The sequence below is a fragment of the Brevibacillus composti genome (assembly GCF_016406105.1).
Taxonomy (GTDB): domain Bacteria; phylum Bacillota; class Bacilli; order Brevibacillales; family Brevibacillaceae; genus Brevibacillus; species Brevibacillus composti.
The window spans coordinates 1,286,537-1,304,680 of sequence record NZ_CP066308.1 but is presented as its reverse complement, the minus strand read 5'-3'; the positions used below and the strand labels follow the sequence as shown (position 1 = coordinate 1,304,680).

The window sequence follows — 18,144 nt, the reverse complement described above, 5'->3', positions numbered from 1 at the left end:
GAATGCTTATCCTGTCAGACGTTACGAACGGAAAGGAAGGAACAGCGATGACCATCATCTTTCGCAAACTGGTAGAGAAAACGGACCTGGAAAAATTGGAGGAACTGGAGGGCGCGGTATGGAGCGAATCCTCCGTCGTACCGCTGCATATGACCCTGACGATCGCCAAATTTGGCGGCCTCTTTCTCGGTGCCTTTGACGGCGACAACATGATCGGCTTTCTCTACAGCTTTCCCGGCTATACCGATGGCGAGCTGCACCTCTGCTCCCACATGCTCGGATTTTTGCCTGCCTACCGCAAACAGGGACTGGGCGTCCAGATGAAATGGCTGCAGCGCAGCGAAGCCCTGGCGGCCGGGTACAAGCGGATTACCTGGACGTACGATCCGCTCGAGACGGTCAATGCCTACCTCAACCTCGTCAAGCTGGGCGGAGTGGTGCATCGCTATATTCCCGACTGCTACGGCGAGTTGGCCGATGAGATGAACAAGGGGCTGCCGACGGATCGCTTTTTGCTGGATTGGCACATCGCCAGCCAGCGGGTGAAACGCTACAAAGCGGGCTCGCCTTCCCTCGCCGGAGCGGCAGCGGGGGACGACAAGCTCCCCTCCGTCCTCTCCTGGAAGGAGACAGAGGGCGTCGTCCGCCCTGTAGACATCGATCTGCAATGCGCGGAGGAGCGCTTTTGGCTGGCGGTCCCCGCCCATTTCCAGCAAGTGAAACAGGCAGACATGGAAGCGGCACGCGCGTGGAGAGAAGCAACCCGCGAGCTGTTCACCCACTACTTCGCACAGGGCTATGTGATCACCGGCCTCAAGCGCCAGCAGGCGACGGCTTCCTACCTCCTGGAAAAGCGTGCGTTGGGCGATATTCTCGGAGCCGCAGATGACGCTTCGGTAAAATAGGTGCGTTTCTTTTTCTGTGGTACAATAACGGATGCACGCATCTTGCTGCTGATTTCAGTAAAAAAGGACGAAAACCAGATGAAGGCACGAGACTATGATGTCATCGTAATTGGCGGCGGTCCCGCCGGACTAATGACCTCCATTGCGGCCTCCTCCCAGGGAGCACGGGTCTGTCTCCTGGAAAAAGGGGCCAAGCTGGGGCGGAAACTGATTATATCCGGCGGAGGCCGCTGCAATGTGACCAACGCCAAAGAACAGGATGAACTGATTAAACAAATGCCGGGAAACGGACGATTTCTGTTTAGCGTCTTTTCCCAATTCAACAACCGCGATATTATTCACTTTTTTGAGGAGCTGGGTGTGGCCCTCAAGGAAGAGGATCGCGGGCGGATGTTTCCCGTCACGGACAAAGCAGTGACGGTAGCGGGCGCCTTGATCGAGCGAATGAAGCGCCAGGGTGTCGAGGTTCGCTTGAACAGCCCGGTCGAACAGGTCGTGTATGAAAACGGACAGACGGCGGGCGTGCTGCTCAAAAACGGCGAGCGCCTCGCATCCCCCTGTGTGGTCATCTGCGTCGGCGGATGCTCCGTTCCGCAGACCGGTTCTACGGGTGACGGCTATGAATGGGCCCGGGCTGCCGGCCATACGATCACGGATTTGTATCCCACGGAGGTCCCGCTGACAGCAAATGATCCCTACATCCGGGACAAATTCCTGCAAGGCTTGTCGCTGCGGGAGATCGAGCTCACCCTGTACGATCCCAAAGGAAAAAAAGTAAGCACCCAGGAAGGCGATATGATCTTCACCCATTTTGGCATCTCCGGCCCAGCCGCTCTCCGACAAGGGCATTACGTCTCGGTGACGCAGAAAAAGTTCGGCGCCGCGCCGCTCTCCCTGAAAATTGATCTCATGCCGCAGAAGCATGTGGATGAGGTGATGGAGGAGAGCTGGCAGCTGCTTGAGGAGCATCCCAAAAAAGCGGTAAAGAATGTGATCAAAGGCTTCGTACCGGAGCGGCTGATCCCCGTCCTCTTGTCGCTGGCCAACATCGCGGAAGAGACGACGCTGAGTCATATGCGCAAGCAGCAGTGGAGAGATTTCGCTCAGTTGGTCAAAGCATTTCCGCTTACGATTACCGGCACGCTGTCGCTGGAAGAGGCGTTTATCACCGGAGGCGGCGTAAGCACCAAGGAAATCGACCCGCGCACCATGCAATCCAAGCTGATGCCCGGTCTCTTTTTCGCCGGCGAAGTCATGGACGTCCATGCACATACAGGCGGCTACAATATCACCATCGCCTTTTCTACCGGGTATGTCGCCGGTACGCATAGCGCGCAGACCGCACGGGTACTGGCATAAAAAAAACTCTTCCGCATTTCGGAGAGAGGTTGCGCAGGTCGGCTATCGCCTGTTTTTCTTTTCCGAATGGCCGGTTTAGCTCCTGGCCTTTTGGGGGAAACTAGGATGCGGGTACTCTCACACACCCCAACTCCCTTTATCTTCTTACATGGTTGAGCATCGACTTTTGACGGTCGATGCTCTTTTTTTCATCCCGTGAATTTGTAGAGGTACGCAAGCCCCGCCAGCAAAAAAGCAAAGCCGAGCAGCATAAACGTGTTGGCCCGCTGTTTCACCTTTTGCTCGTCTCCGCCAAAATGGGCAAGCAATCGGTCTCTCCAGCGTTTGGTGCGCGGCTGGAGCATGAGCAGGATGCCGGCAGCGATCAGAAAAATAGGGAGTATCATCGGCTCACCCCTTTTTCTTCCGGCGCAGGAGCCACCCTTTTTCCGGTTCGGCCTGTGCACCCTCGATCAGCAAGCGCGCTTCCTCTGCCAACAGGTACGCCTCTTGAAACATCAGCTGACGGAATGCCAGTTCCGCTTGGGACAAGAGGTCATTCACCTGCCGGTTTTGCCTGCGGTAACGGTTGGTGTACTGGATCGCTCCCTCCGCGCGCTGGCAGGTGGAGATCGTCCGTTCTGCCAGCTGCTCCGTCTCGATCAGAAGCTCGTTGGCATCGTTGATCAGCATGGATACTTCTTCGATGTCGTAGCGGTACGATTCCATGACCGCCTGAATTCTCCCGAGAATTTGCACGACATCTTCAAACAGGTATTTGAGCTGCTCCGGCACTCCCGGAAGATAGCTTCGCTTGATCTGCTGACGTACTCTGACGAGCGCGTTGGAGATGCGCTCCAGCTCGTCCAGCGCCTCGTCCTCCGTGCGGATATCCAAACGCTGGGGCGGAGCAGGCTGATCGTCCTCCTCTTCCTCCAGCTCCACCTCGGATTTGGGGATCACCAGCTCGTACTCGTCTTCCTCGTCGTTTTCGTCGTATTGAGATTGGCCGGAAGCAGGATGGGCTGGTGCCGTCTGGTCCGCGCCGCCTGCCGCGGTAGATGCCGCTGCTTCGCCCGGTGCTACAGACAATCCCGCTGCTCCTGCTGCTTTTGACATTGCCGTTTCGCCTGCTGCTTCGTCAGCGGTCTGAGCAGTTGTTTCATCCGCTGTTTCGCCTGCGTCTTGGGCAACGTCTTGGGCAACGGTCTCCCGCTTCCAAAGCTCCTCTCGTTCCAGGCGGCTGATCGTGCTGTCTGCCTCTAGAGAGGCGGGGGCATCCGGGCTGTCCGGATGCTGGACAGCTCCATGCGTACTCGGGAATCGTCCATATCCGCGATCCTGCTCCGCTTCGGCTCCGGTCAGTACGCCGGGATACGCGACGGGGGCAGCAGGCGCAGCCTCGGCCATTGCCGCTGCAGCCGCCGCGAATGCTCTTTCACCTGTGTCAGCTCCGGCATCGGAGCTTTCCTCTGTCGAAAAAGCGGCGTCTGTCGCAGCATCTGGAGCCGGAGCTGCTGCAAGTGCAGACGCTGGATCCGCCGTGGGAGCAGACGCTGGCGCTGTAGGCGTTGCCGCTGCAGCCGCTGCAGCCGCATAGGCGGCACTTGCCGCTGCGCGCTGCGCGAGAACCAGTTCCTCGATGCTCTGGTACGTCGAATCGATCAGCACCTCAAATGCTTTGGCATGCGTCTCCACCAGCTCCAGATTTCCTTCTTCCAATGCTGTTCGGGCAGCGGTCAACATTTGTTTCGCCTGCAGGAGCGAATTGTCCAGCGCGGTGCGGTCCAGATCGTATCCGTCGCCGGCCGCTTCCGCAATGCCATCCTCCAGCTGGCGAAATTCCTCGGGCATTTCCTTCAGGACCCGCTCCCGCCATTTGGGCGTCTGCTCAATCGCGTCAGATATTTTGCCCAGGATCTTTTGCGCTCGCAGCGTGAGGTCGTAAGCGCCGACATCATCGCCCTCGGCCCGCAGTTCCTGAATCCGGCTGCGCATGCTCTCTACGTCGTCAAGCCCGGCTTTCAACTCGTGAAAAGAGAGGCCGTACTCCAGACGCAGATCGGACAAACGCCGCTCGACCTGCTCCATTTGCTTGCCGATTTCGGGAATGGCCAGCTTGCTTTCTTTTTTCTTGGTGACCACCTTTGTGGTATCTGACTTCAGCTCCTGCAGCTCCTGTTCGATTGCTTCAAGGGTCTCTCTGGCTTCATCCAGAATGCCCAGTGCCAGCTTGAAGCGGAACCGGTCGCAAGCCTCTTCCGCGTCCAGGATCATCATTTCTACATCAGGCATGCGATTGCGCAGCAGGTTTTCCTTTCGATCCGCCAGATACAGATACTGTTCTTCCGTCTTTCCGGACGAGCGGCGAAGCTTATTGTCCACCTCGATTACGTTGATTTTTTCGAGCAGTTCATCTTTCCAATCTTCTACTTCATCTACCTGGTGAAAGATGGAGCGGCGGCGAAACATTGCGTAGACAAGTCCCGCGGACAGCGCGGCGAAGACGATGCCGACCGCGTACAGCCACCATGGCAGCTTGAGCCAGCCGCTGTTGACCTGCTTCTCGTCATCAGGGCTTGTCTCCGCGCTGGTAGCAGCAACGGGCTTGCTTTGATTTTGCTGTCTGTTCAGTTCGGCCTCTACCTCGCCGAGGAAGGTCTGGATCCCCGCAAAATACTCTTTCTGGTTGCGGAACGGTTCGAAATAGGCCGTAATTTTATCATGCAAGAGGGATTGGGTGGCCCCTTTAGCCTGCAGGGCCGGCCCGGGGTAGACGCCGAGCTGCTCGGTGTTGATGTCGAGGACGACCATCAAGTACTCGTCAGACAAATTGTAGTTGTCAAAAAGCTTCTGTGCGTACTCATCCGGGCTTTGCGCCTCGGGCTCCGTGCTTTCGACAATGACTACCTTGTAAGAGCCGGGCAACTGCCCAAGTTCCTCTGCAAACTTGGCTCTCTCCTTGGCATTCGTCAGTCCTTCGGCATCCTGTACGATTTCTTCTGTTTTTTCCGGAAAAGGCGTAGCGAGTGCCGGTTGGCTATATAACATCATTCCCGCAAGGCATAGCAGGATCCATTTCTTCTTCACGGTTAGGACAACCCCTTAGCGTAAAATTCCAATAGGTGCAAGCTTTTTTACCTTTCCTGATTGTAAGGCAAACAAAGCCTGGATTGCAAAGAGCGGATAATTTCAGAAGCCAGCCAATCGACAAAGGCTGGCGATGCCGGTTCCTGGCCGAACACGTCGCGGACCGATTGGGGATGCATAAACGGATAGATCAACTGACTCGCGGTGATCAAGAGGAGGTGGTCGACGGAGACAGGCCGAAAAAGGCCCGCTGCGATCCCTTCCTCAATCGGCTGAGCGATCCCGTGTTTCCACCGGCTGATGTAGAGTGTCATCACTTCCCGGGCGAGGATCGATTCCACGCTGAGCTGACGCTGAATCAGCCTGGTAATCGCGGCATTCTCACGTTGAAAGCCGAGATACAGACGGATGACGGCCTCCAGCTTTTCCATGGGTGGACATGCTTTTACCCGCTCCTCCAGCTCCTTCAGCTGTCGAAACAAGGTCTCAAAGTAATAGGAGATCAGTCTTTCCAGAACGCCCTGCTTGCCGTGAAAGTGGTAGGAAATCAGAGCAACATTGACCTCAGCCTGTTCGGCGATCTGCCGGACGCTGGTTCCATGGTACCCTTTTTGGTCAAAAAGCATGGCTGCTGCGGACAAAATGCGCAGTTTGGTCTGGTCCATCCATCCTGCTCCTTTCCCCTAGGCGCCCTGCTCACGAGAGGGGCTGTCGGGTGGCATCGTCCTTCATTTTACTAGCCATTCGGCAGAAAAAGATAGTCTTCCTATTAGTTCGACAAAGTTTTCCAGTATTCCTCCCACCAACTGGCAAGGTATGATAAAAGTACGACAGGAGGAGTAGCCCATGAAACGCGCATTCGTCAGTCTGACATTTCTGATTGTTTCGCTGCTTCCCCCCCGCGGCGTGGAGGTCTCCAACCTCTTTGCAGGCGAAGGCTTCTCCTTAGGGAATAACGATCCAGTCATGAGAATCGTTACATACAATATTCGCGGATGCCGGGATGAAGCCGGTCATGCCGACCCCGCGGCGGTAGCGGCGGAGCTCGCCGGCCTGCAGGCGGACATCATTGCGCTGCAGGAGGTAGACAATGGACTGCCCCGGTCGGGATTCCAGCATCAGGTCAAACGAATCGCCGGGATGCTGGGCATGAACTACGCCTATGGCCCATCCCTGAATCTGATCGTCGGCACCTACGGCAATGCCGTGCTCAGCACGTACCCGATCCAATCAGCCAGAATGGTGATGCTCCCCTCCGAGCTTGAGCCTCGGAGCGTACTGAAGGTCACCCTCAAGCGAAACGGACAGCCCTTTGATGTCTATACTACCCATTTTGGGCTGCACCATGAAGAACGCGTCAAGCAAAGCGAATTTTTGGCAAAACAATTGCGCGAAGATTCTGGCACCCATGCCATCCTCGCTGGAGATTTCAACACGACACCGGATGATCTCATCCTGGACGGGCTGCGCACCCTTTTCCGCGATCCCCTCCACGAACGGGGACAACGGCTGATCACCCTCTCGGGAAAAACGGGGGGCGGAAAAGAGATCGACCGCATCCTGCTCTCGCCGAGACTGATCCTGATCGATGCGGCTGCCCCCCGCGTGGGCAAGTCCGATCACTACCCCGTCGTCCTCACCGTCGAGGTCCCGCCTCCGGATAGGACCCGTGGTCCGGAGAAGATCGGCCCTGACGCTAGCGGGGGTTTGCGTATGTCTCTCCCTTCGATGAGAGAATAGCCCTCCCCGCTCAATGACGAGGCCTTCGGGTGTGAAGAACCATGCTCCTCTGCTTGGCTCCGGGTTGCGCCCTGCACGGAAGCGGGACTGTCGCTCCACAGTCGCTTGCAGGGGGCATGATTCCTCTGTAAGCCTTTGTGCTTCTTCCCGCTACGGCGCCGTTTACAGCTAATAAATTCTTTTGCGTCAAATGAAAACAGGACAGCCCTGTCGGCTATCCCCAATCTCATACATTCCTATCTGTTCAGAAAGACCCGGAGCCGAGCTCCGGGCCTTACTGTGTTCGGGGCTATTTGGTTACTGCTGATTGGTACCTGTGCCAGCTCCAGCACCCGGACTAACTCCAGTTCCAGCATCCGTTCCAGCTCCAGCGCCCGTGCCAGCCCCAGCGCCCGTTCCAGCTCCCCGCTGGCCGGGTTCAGGCCACGAGAAGCGCTGCCCGTAATTCTGGAAGAAAGTCTCCACCTGCGTGTACTCCCGAATCCGCTGATCATTTGCGTCATATTCGGAGCGGATCGCCATCGTCATATTGACGGGCAGCATGGTGTGTCTGTTGTAGTAGATCGTATACTCCGCTTCCAGCTCCATCTGGTCGATAATCTCATCGACGGGCGGCTGCTCCGTGGATTGGACTGTCGCCGCCTCACTGCGCGGCCGATTCCATGCGCCGTCCGAAAGTCTCAGGGCGTACTTCAGACGCGGCTGATGAAGAGCCTCCACCTGCAGCTTGGGGCTGCCCTGCGACTGGGTGGTTGCCCTCGTCTGGCTTTTCATCTGGTCGGCGAGCCAGCTCTTCAGCCTGGTCGAATCCAGAATGACGCGCACTGCCTCGATATCATCCTCTTGATTGCGGTCATTCAAGGGAAGCACGCTTTTTTTCAGCTCATTCATCTGTTCCATGGCAAAAACCGGGTCCCAGTTGTTCAGCTCCTGACGAAAGACAGTGTCGCCGCCACTGGCCTCCACCCAGTCCTCAGCCCCGTCGCTTAGCACGTATAATTGCTGGTTTTTCTTCAGCAGCGACAGGCTTTTCAGCTGTTTTTGCTCGGGAACCGAGACATCCACCTTCATCAGCATGTCGTCGCCTTCTTTTCGGCCGGAAAAATTGACCGCATTCCCGTAGGCCGTATCGCCCGTCACCAGTTTGGTTCTCCCGTGGAAAGAAAAGGCCTTCTCCTCCATGAAGCGGTCGCGGATCTGTTCGAAGGCAGATCCCGCATTTTGCTGAACCCCCATCTGATTACAGCCGACAAGGCTTGTACACCATAAGGCAAGCATCACAATGCTCCATGCTTTGCGCATCTTCGTCCCTCCTCTTCGTCTCGATTAGCGTTTCCGAGGAAGAATAGGCTTATTCTGCTGCATGGAGATGTCGTCATCCTGCGCTTACAGGGAGTAGTAGAGGACCCCCTCGGCCTCTCTGCATTCCACTTGGTGCAGGATCTTCAAAAGATCGATATGCCCCAATGTCTCCGACAGCGTCAAGGGCAGTTCCTGCTCATAGAGGGTGGGGAAGAGCAGCGCATTCAGCTCATAGGCCGTTTTTTCACCATCCCGCAGCAGCTCCCTCAGTCGATCGGTCCGTTCCCAATTTTTCTGAAGCCGCTGCAAGATAAGCTCGCGGTGGCCGGCCACCGGCTCCCCGTGACCCGATAAAGCCAGATCAATCTCCATGTCCGCGCACATCTGCAGAGCCGTCCGGTATTGCACCAATGTCAGCGGACGGGCCTGCGACTGATCTCGCGGCGGCTCGATGAAGGCATTGGACGAGATCCGCTTGATGATATGGTCGCCGGCAACCATCACGCGGTCTGTTTCACGGTAGAGCGACAGATGGCTCTGCGAATGTCCCGGCGTATAGAGAACCGTCCACTCCGACAAGCCGGGTACCTTTTGGCCGTGCTTCAGGACGGTGTCAATCCGGCTCTTCTCCGCAAAGGTAGTAATCAGCCTGTGGTATTTCTCGATAATGACCAGCTTCTCATCCGGCACGCCGCTCTCCCTGTACAAGTCATAAAAAAAGCGGTCGTGGAAAGAAAGAAACGCTTCGTCCATCTCCACATACGGCACCGCGAGCGGATGAGCCATCGTATGCGCCTGCGACACCCGGCGCAGTCGTTCCAGCTGTCCGCAGTGATCCACGTGGTGATGGGTGAGAATCACCTGTTCGATATCCTCCAGCCGGACCTGAATCGATTCCAGTCCGGCGTTCAAAGCATGCCAGGCTTCCTCTGTCAGCGGCCCTGCGTCGACCAGCGTCAGCTTCTCTCCCTGCAAAAGATAGAGATTGACCGGTCCAACGGAAAAGGGGGTGGGAATTTCCAATTGAAAAACCCCTTTCGCCACTTCTGCCGCCGGCTTCTGTACATAATTCGCCATGTTCTGCCTCCCGCATGAAAAATGGTCTGAAAAAGAAAAGAGCCTGCCCCGGCTCCTATGCTAAAATGACCTGATTTCTGCCTTTATTTTTCGCCTCGTATAACGCTATATCCGCCAGGTAAAACAGCGACTCCACGCTGATCTCCCCCGTCCGTTCCTTGTGCCACTTGGCCAGGCCGCAAGAGATGGTTACCGGCGGCGATGTTTCTTTTTCCACATAGGTACGAATCCGCTCGGCGATTGCATGCGCCGTCGCTTTGTCCACACGCGGCAGGTATACGGCCAGCTCCTCGCCGCCCCAGCGTGCGGGGATGTCGCTTTCCCTGATATGCCGCTTGATCAGATTGGCTACCTGGATCAAGACTTCGTCCCCTACCTGGTGGCCGTAAGTATCATTGACCTTTTTAAAATAATCGATATCCATCAATATCAAGGAGCCAAAGCTGTCCTTTTCCAGTGATGCCTGTACGCGCTGGTTCAGGTAACGGCGGGTGTACAGCCCCGTCAGATTGTCGGTGATCACCATGCGTTCCACTTCTGTATGAAGCATGGCATTGGTCATGGCCAAACTGGCGTGCTGACCGAAAATCTCCAACAGCTTATAATCGTCAAAACTAAAGAAATGATGGCGAGAATCTGCTACGATCAGGACTCCTCCCAGTTCACCGTCAACCAGCAAGGGCACGCCCATCAACGAGGCGAAGGACATATGGGATAAGCAGGGAAGCAAGGAGAGGGAAATCGGTTCAGAGCCCGGCGGTACGAGAAGCAGCGCCTGTTTGCTCGACAATATGTCGGATATGGGGCTGACTTCCGCATGAATGGAACGTCCCTGGCATTCTGCTAGGGAAGAAGAGATCACCTCAAAGAGGTCTGTTCCCGGTTGTTTGCGCAAGATCGCCGAAAACTCCGTGGAAAACGTCTCCAGCAGCATTTCGATGACAAAATCAAGGATTTCCTGCAAATTCAGGCTGCGATTCAACTGTCTGGCCATTTCATTGATCAGGCGGAGTTCCCGGATGAGGTTGCGGGACTGTTGGTACAGCTGTGCGTTTTCAAACGCCTTTCCCGCCGTTTCCGCCAAAATGGAAATGTACTCCGTCTCTTGCGGGCTGAGGAAAACCGTCCAATCGGTCACAAGCTGCAGGACTCCGTAGATCCCCTGCTTGCCGAGCAACGGTGCGGCCAGCACGGCTACCTTGACGCCGTCCCTTTCCTCATAATCCATAACCAGGCTTCCTTCCAGATAGGCCCGCGTGCTGGTCGACGCCTCGTCATCGTAGAAAGAGAGCGGCTTCACCGGAGTCGTCGCATTTGTTTCCACCGTGAGAAAGAGGTCGACAGATGCATGAGGGTACAAATAGCGAATGCTGCTGACGATCTCGTGCAAAACGTCATTGACATCGATCGACGCCTGAATCTTGGTCATCAGCTGATACAGCAAATCTTTTTTGCTGGCATCCCTGCGCAGGTCGTCCGCCACCATGGTCCGCCAGAGCGCATAGCTCGCCTTTTCGCCAACCTCCTGCAAAAAAGCGACATCTCTCTCGTCATACTGCAGATTATCTTCGGGCAGCAGGTGCAGAAACAGAGCGTAAAGCGGCTTACCCTCGCAAGTAATCGGGAGGATCACCGTGCGATGATCATTCTCCACGGATGGCGTTATGGGGATTCCGGCAAACCGGGCAGCCAGCTGCGTAATCTGGTAGGGGCGGTCCTCGCCCTCCAGCACTTCAGTCGTGTGAAACTCCGGCAATATCAGCATACTGGTCTCACTGAGCTTGACAGCGGAACAATGTCCTTTCTGGATCACATCGGCTATCTGCTGGATCAATCCCTCCAGAAGATCGCGGGTGTTGTCAAAACGGTTCAGCTTCATGATGATCTCTGTGGTCGCGTGCTGGATGTACGCGTCATATCCCATCCGTATCAAAGACTCCAGCCCTCTCATGTAAGAGGCCAGGTCAAAATCGATCTCCTGCTGCGGCGCCACCATTCCGATTACTGCCCTGATGCGACCGTCATATTCCTTGAGCGGAAAAGCCCCGAATACCAGCTCTCCGTCTTCGGATGTATGAACGGCAATCTCGCCCGTGCGCAAGGCGTGGTAGACGGAAGAATGGGTCTCCGTACAAAGTTGACTGCCCGCCCGGAAGTCAAGATTGTTGGGATTCCAGGATTGGCCGACCTGCATCTCCATGTTCGTAACCACTTTTCCGGCTGAATCTGTCAAGAAAAGAATGCCCGGGCGCTTTTCCGGCCAGGATAGCAGCATAAAGTGGGCCATGTAGGAAAAGACCGTCTCTAACTTTCCCAACATTTTACTTGACACACAATACTCCCTCTCTCAGCTATAATCTCAACCTTTCAAATGGTCTATATCATTTATTTTGACTACTTCCCACTTCCCGTTTTGGAAAAGGAACTGGTTGATGCCGGTATTGTCCAGCTGGGTAATGCCTGTTCCCTGCTGGCCGTTGGTTACATGGTGCAAAAAGCTGTTGATGAGGCCGCCGTGGGAAACGACCACGATCGTTTGGCCCGCATGCCTGATCGCAAGCTCTGTCAGCGCGGCTGATGCCCGCTGCTGCATCGCCTCGAACGTTTCGATTCCGCATGCCGCCTCGTCCATATCTTCAAAGCGAGCCCGGATCTCCTCGTAGGTGAGTCCCTCCCACTGTCCATAACACCGCTCGCGCAGAGTCGGCAGCGTGTGGACGGTCGGTGTGCCGATCCTCTCGGCAATGCATTCGGCAGTGCGCCTCGCGCGCGTCAAATCACTGGAGTAAACGGCGTGAATCTCGACATCCTGAAAACGGGCAGCTACCTTTTCGGCTTGACTGAGACCGCGCTGATTCAGTGGAACATCGCTGTGGCCCTGGATTCGACGCGCCAGATTCCAATCGGTCTCTCCGTGGCGAACGAGGTAGATGACGGTAAGCAATAGGGTTCCTCCTCAGCCGTTATTCACTTATGAACTCTTATTCATTATATAAGATGAATGTTTGCAATTCCATAACGATTCGCGCAATACCGGGACAAAATTCCCATCTTTCCTCTCCGTTTTCCCCCTCGCCGTTTTGGATGAAACGGACCTTCCCCTCCCTGCGTCAGATGTGATAAGAACGAACATCATGTCACCTTGGAGGGATATTTATGAAAAAGCTGCTGATACGCTCTGGATCCATCGTATTGAGCGCCACCCTGCTGGCTCCGGGCTCCCTGGCATACGCAGAGGCGATGGCAACTGATGCCGCCTCCCCAGCCAGCGCTTCCGCTGCCGCCGGCCAGAGCAGTCCGGCATCGCCGGCCCTGCCGGTAAAACAAGGGGTCGCTCCATCGGATGCCGCCATCACCACCCAAAAGGTGAAAATCACAAAAGAAGCGGCCCTGAAGATGGCCAGTGCCTTTGTGCCCGCTGCCGGCATGGAACTGGAGAACGTCTCCTTCCGCTCCGCCGATACCTGGCGCACGTTTCCCGAGTGGACATTCTACTGGGTGAAAAAGTCGAAAACGCAGGAAGAGATAGACCTCTCCTACAGTGTCGGAATCCATGCCAATACCGGCGAGCTGACGGCATTCTCCTACTACGACAGGACGGCCGCCAAGCCCGATTACGCCAACCGGATCTCTTATGCGGACGCACAAGCAACAGCCCAGCGATTTTTCGCCGAAAATCTGCCTGCCAAGCGCAAGGAGACGCGTTTGTACATGGAGGATATGCCGCTTTTCAAAACGCCGCTCCATCCCGACGCCTCCTACACCTTTCGCTTTGTGCGCCTGGTAAATGACGTGCCCTTCCCCGACAACAGCGTGGACATCACGATCAATCCAGCGGGAAAGGTAAGCAATCTCTCTGTTTCCTGGAGCGATACGGCCACGTTTGAGAGCGCCAACGGAATGCTGACTCCCGAGGAAGCGGCCGAACGCTTTAGAAGCGAGCTTGCGCCTGACCTCTCCTACGTCATTCCCTGGGAAGCCCAAGGGGAGATGAGAGACAAGCCGATCCTTGTCTACGCCAACCCCTTCTCTCTCTACCTGGACGCAAAGGACGGCAGCCTGCTGACACCGATGTTGAGTCGCCAAGAACGCGAGGAAGATCCTGTGCAAGTCAGCAAAACTCCGCTCGCTCCCCGTCACCGCGGGCCGGCGCTCACGCAGAATGCCGCTGTATCCATCGTCGACAAAGCCTTTGGCCTGTCCGGCTACAGCCTGCGCTCCGCGAACTACAGCGAGAGAGATTACCGCAGCGGCAAAGCCGTCTGGTATCTCGATTTCGAAAACAAGGAAAAAAACCTCTACGCCTCGGCCGCTGTGGAAGCCTCGACAGGCGACATCTACACCTACCACAACAATCGGTATGAGATCATGAAAAAGTCGGAAACAACGGAAACGAAAAAGAGCGTGGACAAAGAAGCCTTGCGCAAAAAAGCCGTCGATGACCTAAAGAGATTGGCTCCCACGCTGGCAGACAAACTGTATCTGGTCGGTCCCCAGCATGATGAAACCGAAGTGACGGATCACTACACAGTAAACTTCATCCGCCTGGTAAACGGAATCCGAGCAGCAACAGGCTCGGCACACCTCACGTATAACACGGCGACCGGCGAGCTCTCCGGGTATAACATCGATATCGGCCGGGAGAGCTACCCAGCGAAATTGCCTGCCCACCTCTCTGCCGAAAAAGCCGCCGCGGCATGGCTGAAGGAAGCGCAGCCGGAGGCCGTATACATGCTGAAGCCGCAACCCGCAAAACCGCTTGCGTCCGGAGAAGAGATCGCGGCTGTGCCGCTTTCCAAGCAGGAAGCCGAGCTGGTTTATCGGATGAGAGTCACTCCGTACGAGCATGGGTATTTCCTGGATGCCCAAACGGGTGAATGGCGCAGCCAAGCGACTGGAAAAGCGATCGAGCTGCATCGTACTCCTCCAGCCGATCTGGAAGGGCATCAAGCGGAAAAGGAACTGCTTCTGATGTACGAGTATGACGCCCTCTCCTTGGTTGACGGCAAAATTTTGCCAAACAAAGAGATCACACGCGGCGAAATGATCGAGATGCTGATGCTCAGCCTGAACCAGGGGCGCCTGTTCCCAATTGCAGCCGAACGCAAGGCGAGCTTTGCGGATGTAGCCAACACCTCCCGCTACTTTGCGGCGGTGGAAGCAGCTGTGGACCGCGGTCTGCTGGACAAAAATTCAACTTCTCTCAAGCCGGATGAGAAGATTACCCGCGAAGAGCTGGCCGATATGCTCGTGCGTGCCCTCGGTTACAGCAAGCTGGCCGAACACTCGGAGATGTTCCACTCGGAGCTGACCGACATCGGCCAATCCAAGCATAAGGGCGCGATCATCATCGTCTCCGCGCTGGGAATCATGGATGGCAAGGATGAGTTCCGTCCGGAGGGCAGCGTCTCCCGCGCAGATGCAGCCGTCGCGTTTGTCCGTTTCCTGGAGAAGCGCAGCCAACTGGAAGCTCCTCCGTTTTATCGCTAGACCTGTCACAGAAAGACAGAGAAAAAATAAGCAGCGCCGCATGCTGCAAGCAGGCAACTCCCCAATTTTTCTTGACATTCTCCGAATAAAACCTGTAATATTGAGTGTATGTGTACAGGGTAGCATTGATTGTAGGTAAAAACGGGAGGTTAGCCCTCTTAGTTTCGTCCCTTTGCAGGCTGCGGCTGAACTCCTGCCTAGGAGCACGATGCGGAAACGCTACCGTCCGAAGTTCGTGTAGATAAAGATGAAACTAGCCTCGCGGAAGTAAACACCTGCGAATCCAACTTAAAGGAGAATGAATGTATGCGCTACACAGGACCTCGCCACAAACTGGCTCGTCGTCTGGGCATCTCCCTGGACGGAACGGGCAAAGACATTAAACGTAACTTCCCGCCAGGACAACACGGCCACAACAACCGCCGTAAACTGAGCGAATACGGTCTCCAGCTGCAAGAAAAACAAAAGCTGCGCCACATGTTCGGTGTAAACGAGAAGCAATTCCGTCGCACCTTCGATCAAGCTGGCAAAATGGCTGGCGTTTTGGGTGAAAACTTCATGAAGCTGCTGGAATCCCGTCTGGATAACGTGGTATACCGCATGGGCTTTGCACCAACTCGCCCTGCTGCTCGTCAGCTGGTAAACCATGGTCACTTCCTCGTAAACGGCAAGAAGGTAAACATTCCTTCCTACCGCGTACAACCAGGCGATGTGATTTCTCTGCGTGAAAAATCCCGCGGACTGCAAATCATTAAGGATTCCCTGGAAGGCCGCAACTTCCTGCCGAACTACATCACGTTCGACGATAACAAAATGGAAGGCACGTTCAACCGCCTCCCAGACCGTGAAGAAATGCCTGCTGAAATCAACGAAGTTCTGATCGTTGAGTTCTACAGCCGTTAATCTCTCGGATACAGAAAAGAGCAGTGCCGCTTGTCGGCCTGCTCTTTTTTAATGAACAACAGTTTGAATTTATAGTTAGTTGTGCTTCCACCATACATGGCTTGATTATATTAGCAACGTGCCTGGGCAATTATCGAGAAAGTCAGGATGCATGCGTTGCTAGTATCCTTCCATACCTACTTCCATTCTTACACCTCGTCTTTCTCCCGACACCCCGCTCAAGTAACCGATGGTTTCTGGGTTTTGGTAGTATTGGTACACAAAAAATCGTTTTGTAAATTCAAACGTATCCTTGAACCTTGAACTCCGCGGTAACTTGCAATGTTACACATTCACTGAAGTTATTCTTAGTCAGAGATTTTTTATCAAAACGTAACAAGCCAATAAAACTTCGCTAATCATTGGCCCCAAAATCAACGAATACGTCACTTTACCACTTGAGACTTGGAAAGACAAACGAGGAGATCTTCTATCAATTGGGTATGTTTTCCTGTTATACATAATCTACTGCTGGCCGTACAGTTTGGATTATAGCAAAGAATTGAATTCCTCCGAAAATGAGTCGTAAGCAAATGATAAAGGGTAGCTAGGGGCTGCTGAACAGATAAAAAATACTGTAACCACAAGGGTTTTGCCTCGCTTTCATCGAAATCATGTGCAAGGAAATCGACGATTTTTCTTCAAATTCCTTGCACATGGAGCGGATCTGAATGTACGAATTTCTCTCTCATCGTGAAAATCAACTGCTTCTCCCTGATGATTTTTTCTTGCCATTTGGCGGCAAGTTGAGTAAAGAAAATCGCTGGGTCAAGTTGGCTCGGTTGGTACCGTGGGCACATGCAGAGAAAAAGTATGCCAAGTCCTTCCGCATATCGTTTCGTGGACAAAAGGCCGTTTCCATCCGTGTCGCTCTCGGGGCACTCATCATTCAGGAACGTTTGCAACTGTCGGACCGGGAAACGGTCCAGCAGATTGTCGAAAACCCGTATCTGCAATACTTCATCGGGCTGGAAGGCTATCAGGATCATCCACCGTTCCACCCGTCGCTCATGACGCATTTTCGCAAACGTTTAGGCGAACCGGTTCTCCGTGAAATCAACGAGATCATCGCGGTTGAGGCCGCTAAATCAATTCCAGATTCCGACCGTGACGATGAACCAAAATCAGGTACAAAATCCAAAGGTAAACGTACGACCAAGCGTCACTCAACATCCGAGGAAGATCCGAACCAGGGTGTCTTGTTGCTGGATGCCACATGTGCCCCGGCGGATGTGGCGTACCCAACCGATTTGAACTTGCTGAACGAGGCGCGTGAGAAACTGGAGGAGATCATCGATACGTTACATGCTCCACAGATTGGTCGTTCCCGCAAACCACGGACTTATCGGGATAAAGCTCGAAAGGAGTACCTGGCCGTGGCCAAACAGCGTCGTGCAAACGGCAAGGTGATTCGTCGAGCGATCGGCAAGCAACTCCGGTATGTAGCACGTAACCTTCAAATTATCCGCAACATGGCCTCACGGCAGCCGCTGACACTTTTGAGCCGGAAACAATATCGCGACTTGCTTGTGATTCAGGAACTGTATCGACAGCAACGCATGATGTTTGAACGCAAAACGCATCAGATCGAAGATCGAATCGTGAGCATCCACCAACCGCACGTCCGCCCGGTCGTACGCGGCAAAGCGAAAGCGCGAGTAGAGTTTGGCGCCAAAGTATCGGTCAGCATGGTGAACGGTTATGCTTTTCTGGAGCGTCTATCATGGGACAGCTTCAACGAAGGGGTGACGCTGATCGAATCTGTAGAAGCATACAAGAGACGCTTTGGTTGTTACCCGAAGGCGGTACTTGCCGATCAAATCTATCGCACCCGGCAAAACAGGGCATTTTGCAAAGCGCATGGCATTCGTTTGAGCGGTCCGGCGCTTGGCCGTCCCGTACAAGGCGAAGAAGCGACAGAACAACGGCGAGTCGCAAGACAAGATGCACGAAAACGCAACGCCATAGAAGGCAAATTTGGTGAGGGCAAGCGCAGGTATGGGCTTGGCCGTATTCGAGCATGCCTTGCGAAAACAAGTGAAACCGTCATTGCGCTTCAGCTCCTGGTGATGAACCTCGAGCGTAGGCTGCGGGATTTTTTTGTCTCCTGGTTAAACCGTCTTCTTTCCTATAGAATTCCTGCTTTTGGAAACATTTTTGAAGTTTGAAAACCGTTCAGCAGCCCCTAGCTAATCTTCTGCAAATTGCGAAGCACAAGGAAGTAATGGTAGTACTCGTTTACCGTGCATCCACTTCTGAT

The 18,144-nt window shown here is 54.7% G+C and carries 13 protein-coding genes; 6 read left to right on the top strand and 7 right to left on the bottom strand.

Annotation, left to right across the window (positions count from 1 at the left end; genetic code table 11):
• Window positions 1–47 precede the first annotated feature (47 nt).
• Window positions 48–905: a hypothetical protein gene (locus JD108_RS06645; RefSeq protein WP_198829098.1), complete on the top strand. Its 858-nt coding sequence runs from the start codon at window positions 48–50 to the stop codon at window positions 903–905.
• A gap of 78 nt (window positions 906–983) precedes the next feature.
• The gene (locus JD108_RS06640) at window positions 984–2,264 is read left to right on the top strand and encodes a BaiN/RdsA family NAD(P)/FAD-dependent oxidoreductase (RefSeq protein WP_198829097.1); all 1,281 of its coding nucleotides are present in this window, start codon (window positions 984–986) and stop codon (window positions 2,262–2,264) included.
• A gap of 188 nt (window positions 2,265–2,452) precedes the next feature.
• Here JD108_RS06640 and JD108_RS06635 read toward each other — a convergent pair whose 3' ends face one another.
• From JD108_RS06635 to refZ, 3 genes are read right to left on the bottom strand one after another with little or no spacing between them, the layout of a single operon-like run.
• Window positions 2,453–2,650, bottom strand: a complete 198-nt coding sequence (locus tag JD108_RS06635) for a hypothetical protein (protein WP_198829096.1) — start codon at window positions 2,648–2,650, stop codon at window positions 2,453–2,455.
• A 4-nt stretch (window positions 2,651–2,654) separates the two neighbouring features.
• Window positions 2,655–5,333, bottom strand: a complete 2,679-nt coding sequence (locus JD108_RS06630) for a septation ring formation regulator EzrA (protein WP_228728333.1) — start codon at window positions 5,331–5,333, stop codon at window positions 2,655–2,657.
• Window positions 5,334–5,380: 47 nt separating this feature from the next.
• Window positions 5,381–5,998, bottom strand: coding sequence for a forespore capture DNA-binding protein RefZ (gene refZ / locus JD108_RS06625; protein ID WP_198829095.1), 618 nt, complete (start codon window positions 5,996–5,998; stop codon window positions 5,381–5,383).
• Between the two features lie 181 nt (window positions 5,999–6,179).
• Between refZ and JD108_RS06620 the strand changes: the two genes are divergently transcribed.
• Entirely contained in the window at window positions 6,180–7,073 is an 894-nt protein-coding gene (locus JD108_RS06620) for an endonuclease/exonuclease/phosphatase family protein (protein WP_198829094.1), read from the top strand.
• Window positions 7,074–7,370: 297 nt separating this feature from the next.
• On the opposite strand, the gene JD108_RS06615 is transcribed toward JD108_RS06620, so the two are convergent.
• The 4 genes from JD108_RS06615 to JD108_RS06600 form a co-directional block, all read right to left on the bottom strand.
• On the bottom strand, window positions 7,371–8,375 hold the full coding sequence (locus JD108_RS06615) for a hypothetical protein (RefSeq protein ID WP_198829093.1): 1,005 nt from the start codon (window positions 8,373–8,375) through the stop codon (window positions 7,371–7,373).
• 84 nt (window positions 8,376–8,459) lie between these two features.
• The gene (locus JD108_RS06610; RefSeq protein ID WP_198829092.1) at window positions 8,460–9,452 is read right to left on the bottom strand and encodes an MBL fold metallo-hydrolase; all 993 of its coding nucleotides are present in this window, start codon (window positions 9,450–9,452) and stop codon (window positions 8,460–8,462) included.
• 55 nt (window positions 9,453–9,507) lie between these two features.
• On the bottom strand, window positions 9,508–11,784 hold the full coding sequence (locus tag JD108_RS06605) for a sensor domain-containing diguanylate cyclase (RefSeq protein ID WP_228728332.1): 2,277 nt from the start codon (window positions 11,782–11,784) through the stop codon (window positions 9,508–9,510).
• 27 nt (window positions 11,785–11,811) lie between these two features.
• Complete coding sequence (locus tag JD108_RS06600) at window positions 11,812–12,396, bottom strand: histidine phosphatase family protein (RefSeq protein ID WP_198829091.1); 585 nt, start codon at window positions 12,394–12,396, stop codon at window positions 11,812–11,814.
• A 212-nt stretch (window positions 12,397–12,608) separates the two neighbouring features.
• Here JD108_RS06600 and JD108_RS06595 point away from each other — a divergent pair, with 212 nt between their 5' ends.
• The 3 genes from JD108_RS06595 (at window position 12,609) to JD108_RS06585 (ending at window position 18,052) form a co-directional block, all read left to right on the top strand.
• Window positions 12,609–14,942, top strand: a complete 2,334-nt coding sequence (locus tag JD108_RS06595) for an S-layer homology domain-containing protein (RefSeq protein WP_198829090.1) — start codon at window positions 12,609–12,611, stop codon at window positions 14,940–14,942.
• A 306-nt stretch (window positions 14,943–15,248) separates the two neighbouring features.
• The gene (gene rpsD / locus JD108_RS06590) at window positions 15,249–15,845 is read left to right on the top strand and encodes a 30S ribosomal protein S4 (protein ID WP_198829089.1); all 597 of its coding nucleotides are present in this window, start codon (window positions 15,249–15,251) and stop codon (window positions 15,843–15,845) included.
• Between the two features lie 710 nt (window positions 15,846–16,555).
• Window positions 16,556–18,052 (top strand): IS5 family transposase, encoded by a 1,497-nt coding sequence (locus tag JD108_RS06585; protein WP_198826818.1) that lies wholly within the window; start codon window positions 16,556–16,558, stop codon window positions 18,050–18,052.
• Window positions 18,053–18,144: the final 92 nt, after the last annotated feature.

Bases quoted from the DNA above. Each gene is read 5' to 3' on its own strand.
- JD108_RS06645 (WP_198829098.1), top strand. From the start codon at position 48: ATGACCATCATCTTTCGCAAACTGGTAGAGAAAACGGACCTGGAAAAA.
- JD108_RS06610 (WP_198829092.1), bottom strand. From the start codon at position 9,452: ATGGCGAATTATGTACAGAAGCCGGCGGCAGAAGTGGCGAAAGGGGTT.
- JD108_RS06635 (WP_198829096.1), bottom strand. From the start codon at position 2,650: ATGATACTCCCTATTTTTCTGATCGCTGCCGGCATCCTGCTCATGCTC.
- refZ (WP_198829095.1), bottom strand. From the start codon at position 5,998: ATGGACCAGACCAAACTGCGCATTTTGTCCGCAGCAGCCATGCTTTTT.
- JD108_RS06595 (WP_198829090.1), top strand. From the start codon at position 12,609: ATGAAAAAGCTGCTGATACGCTCTGGATCCATCGTATTGAGCGCCACC.
- JD108_RS06615 (WP_198829093.1), bottom strand. From the start codon at position 8,375: ATGCGCAAAGCATGGAGCATTGTGATGCTTGCCTTATGGTGTACAAGC.
- rpsD (WP_198829089.1), top strand. From the start codon at position 15,249: ATGCGCTACACAGGACCTCGCCACAAACTGGCTCGTCGTCTGGGCATC.
- JD108_RS06585 (WP_198826818.1), top strand. From the start codon at position 16,556: ATGTACGAATTTCTCTCTCATCGTGAAAATCAACTGCTTCTCCCTGAT.
- JD108_RS06620 (WP_198829094.1), top strand. From the start codon at position 6,180: ATGAAACGCGCATTCGTCAGTCTGACATTTCTGATTGTTTCGCTGCTT.
- JD108_RS06640 (WP_198829097.1), top strand. From the start codon at position 984: ATGAAGGCACGAGACTATGATGTCATCGTAATTGGCGGCGGTCCCGCC.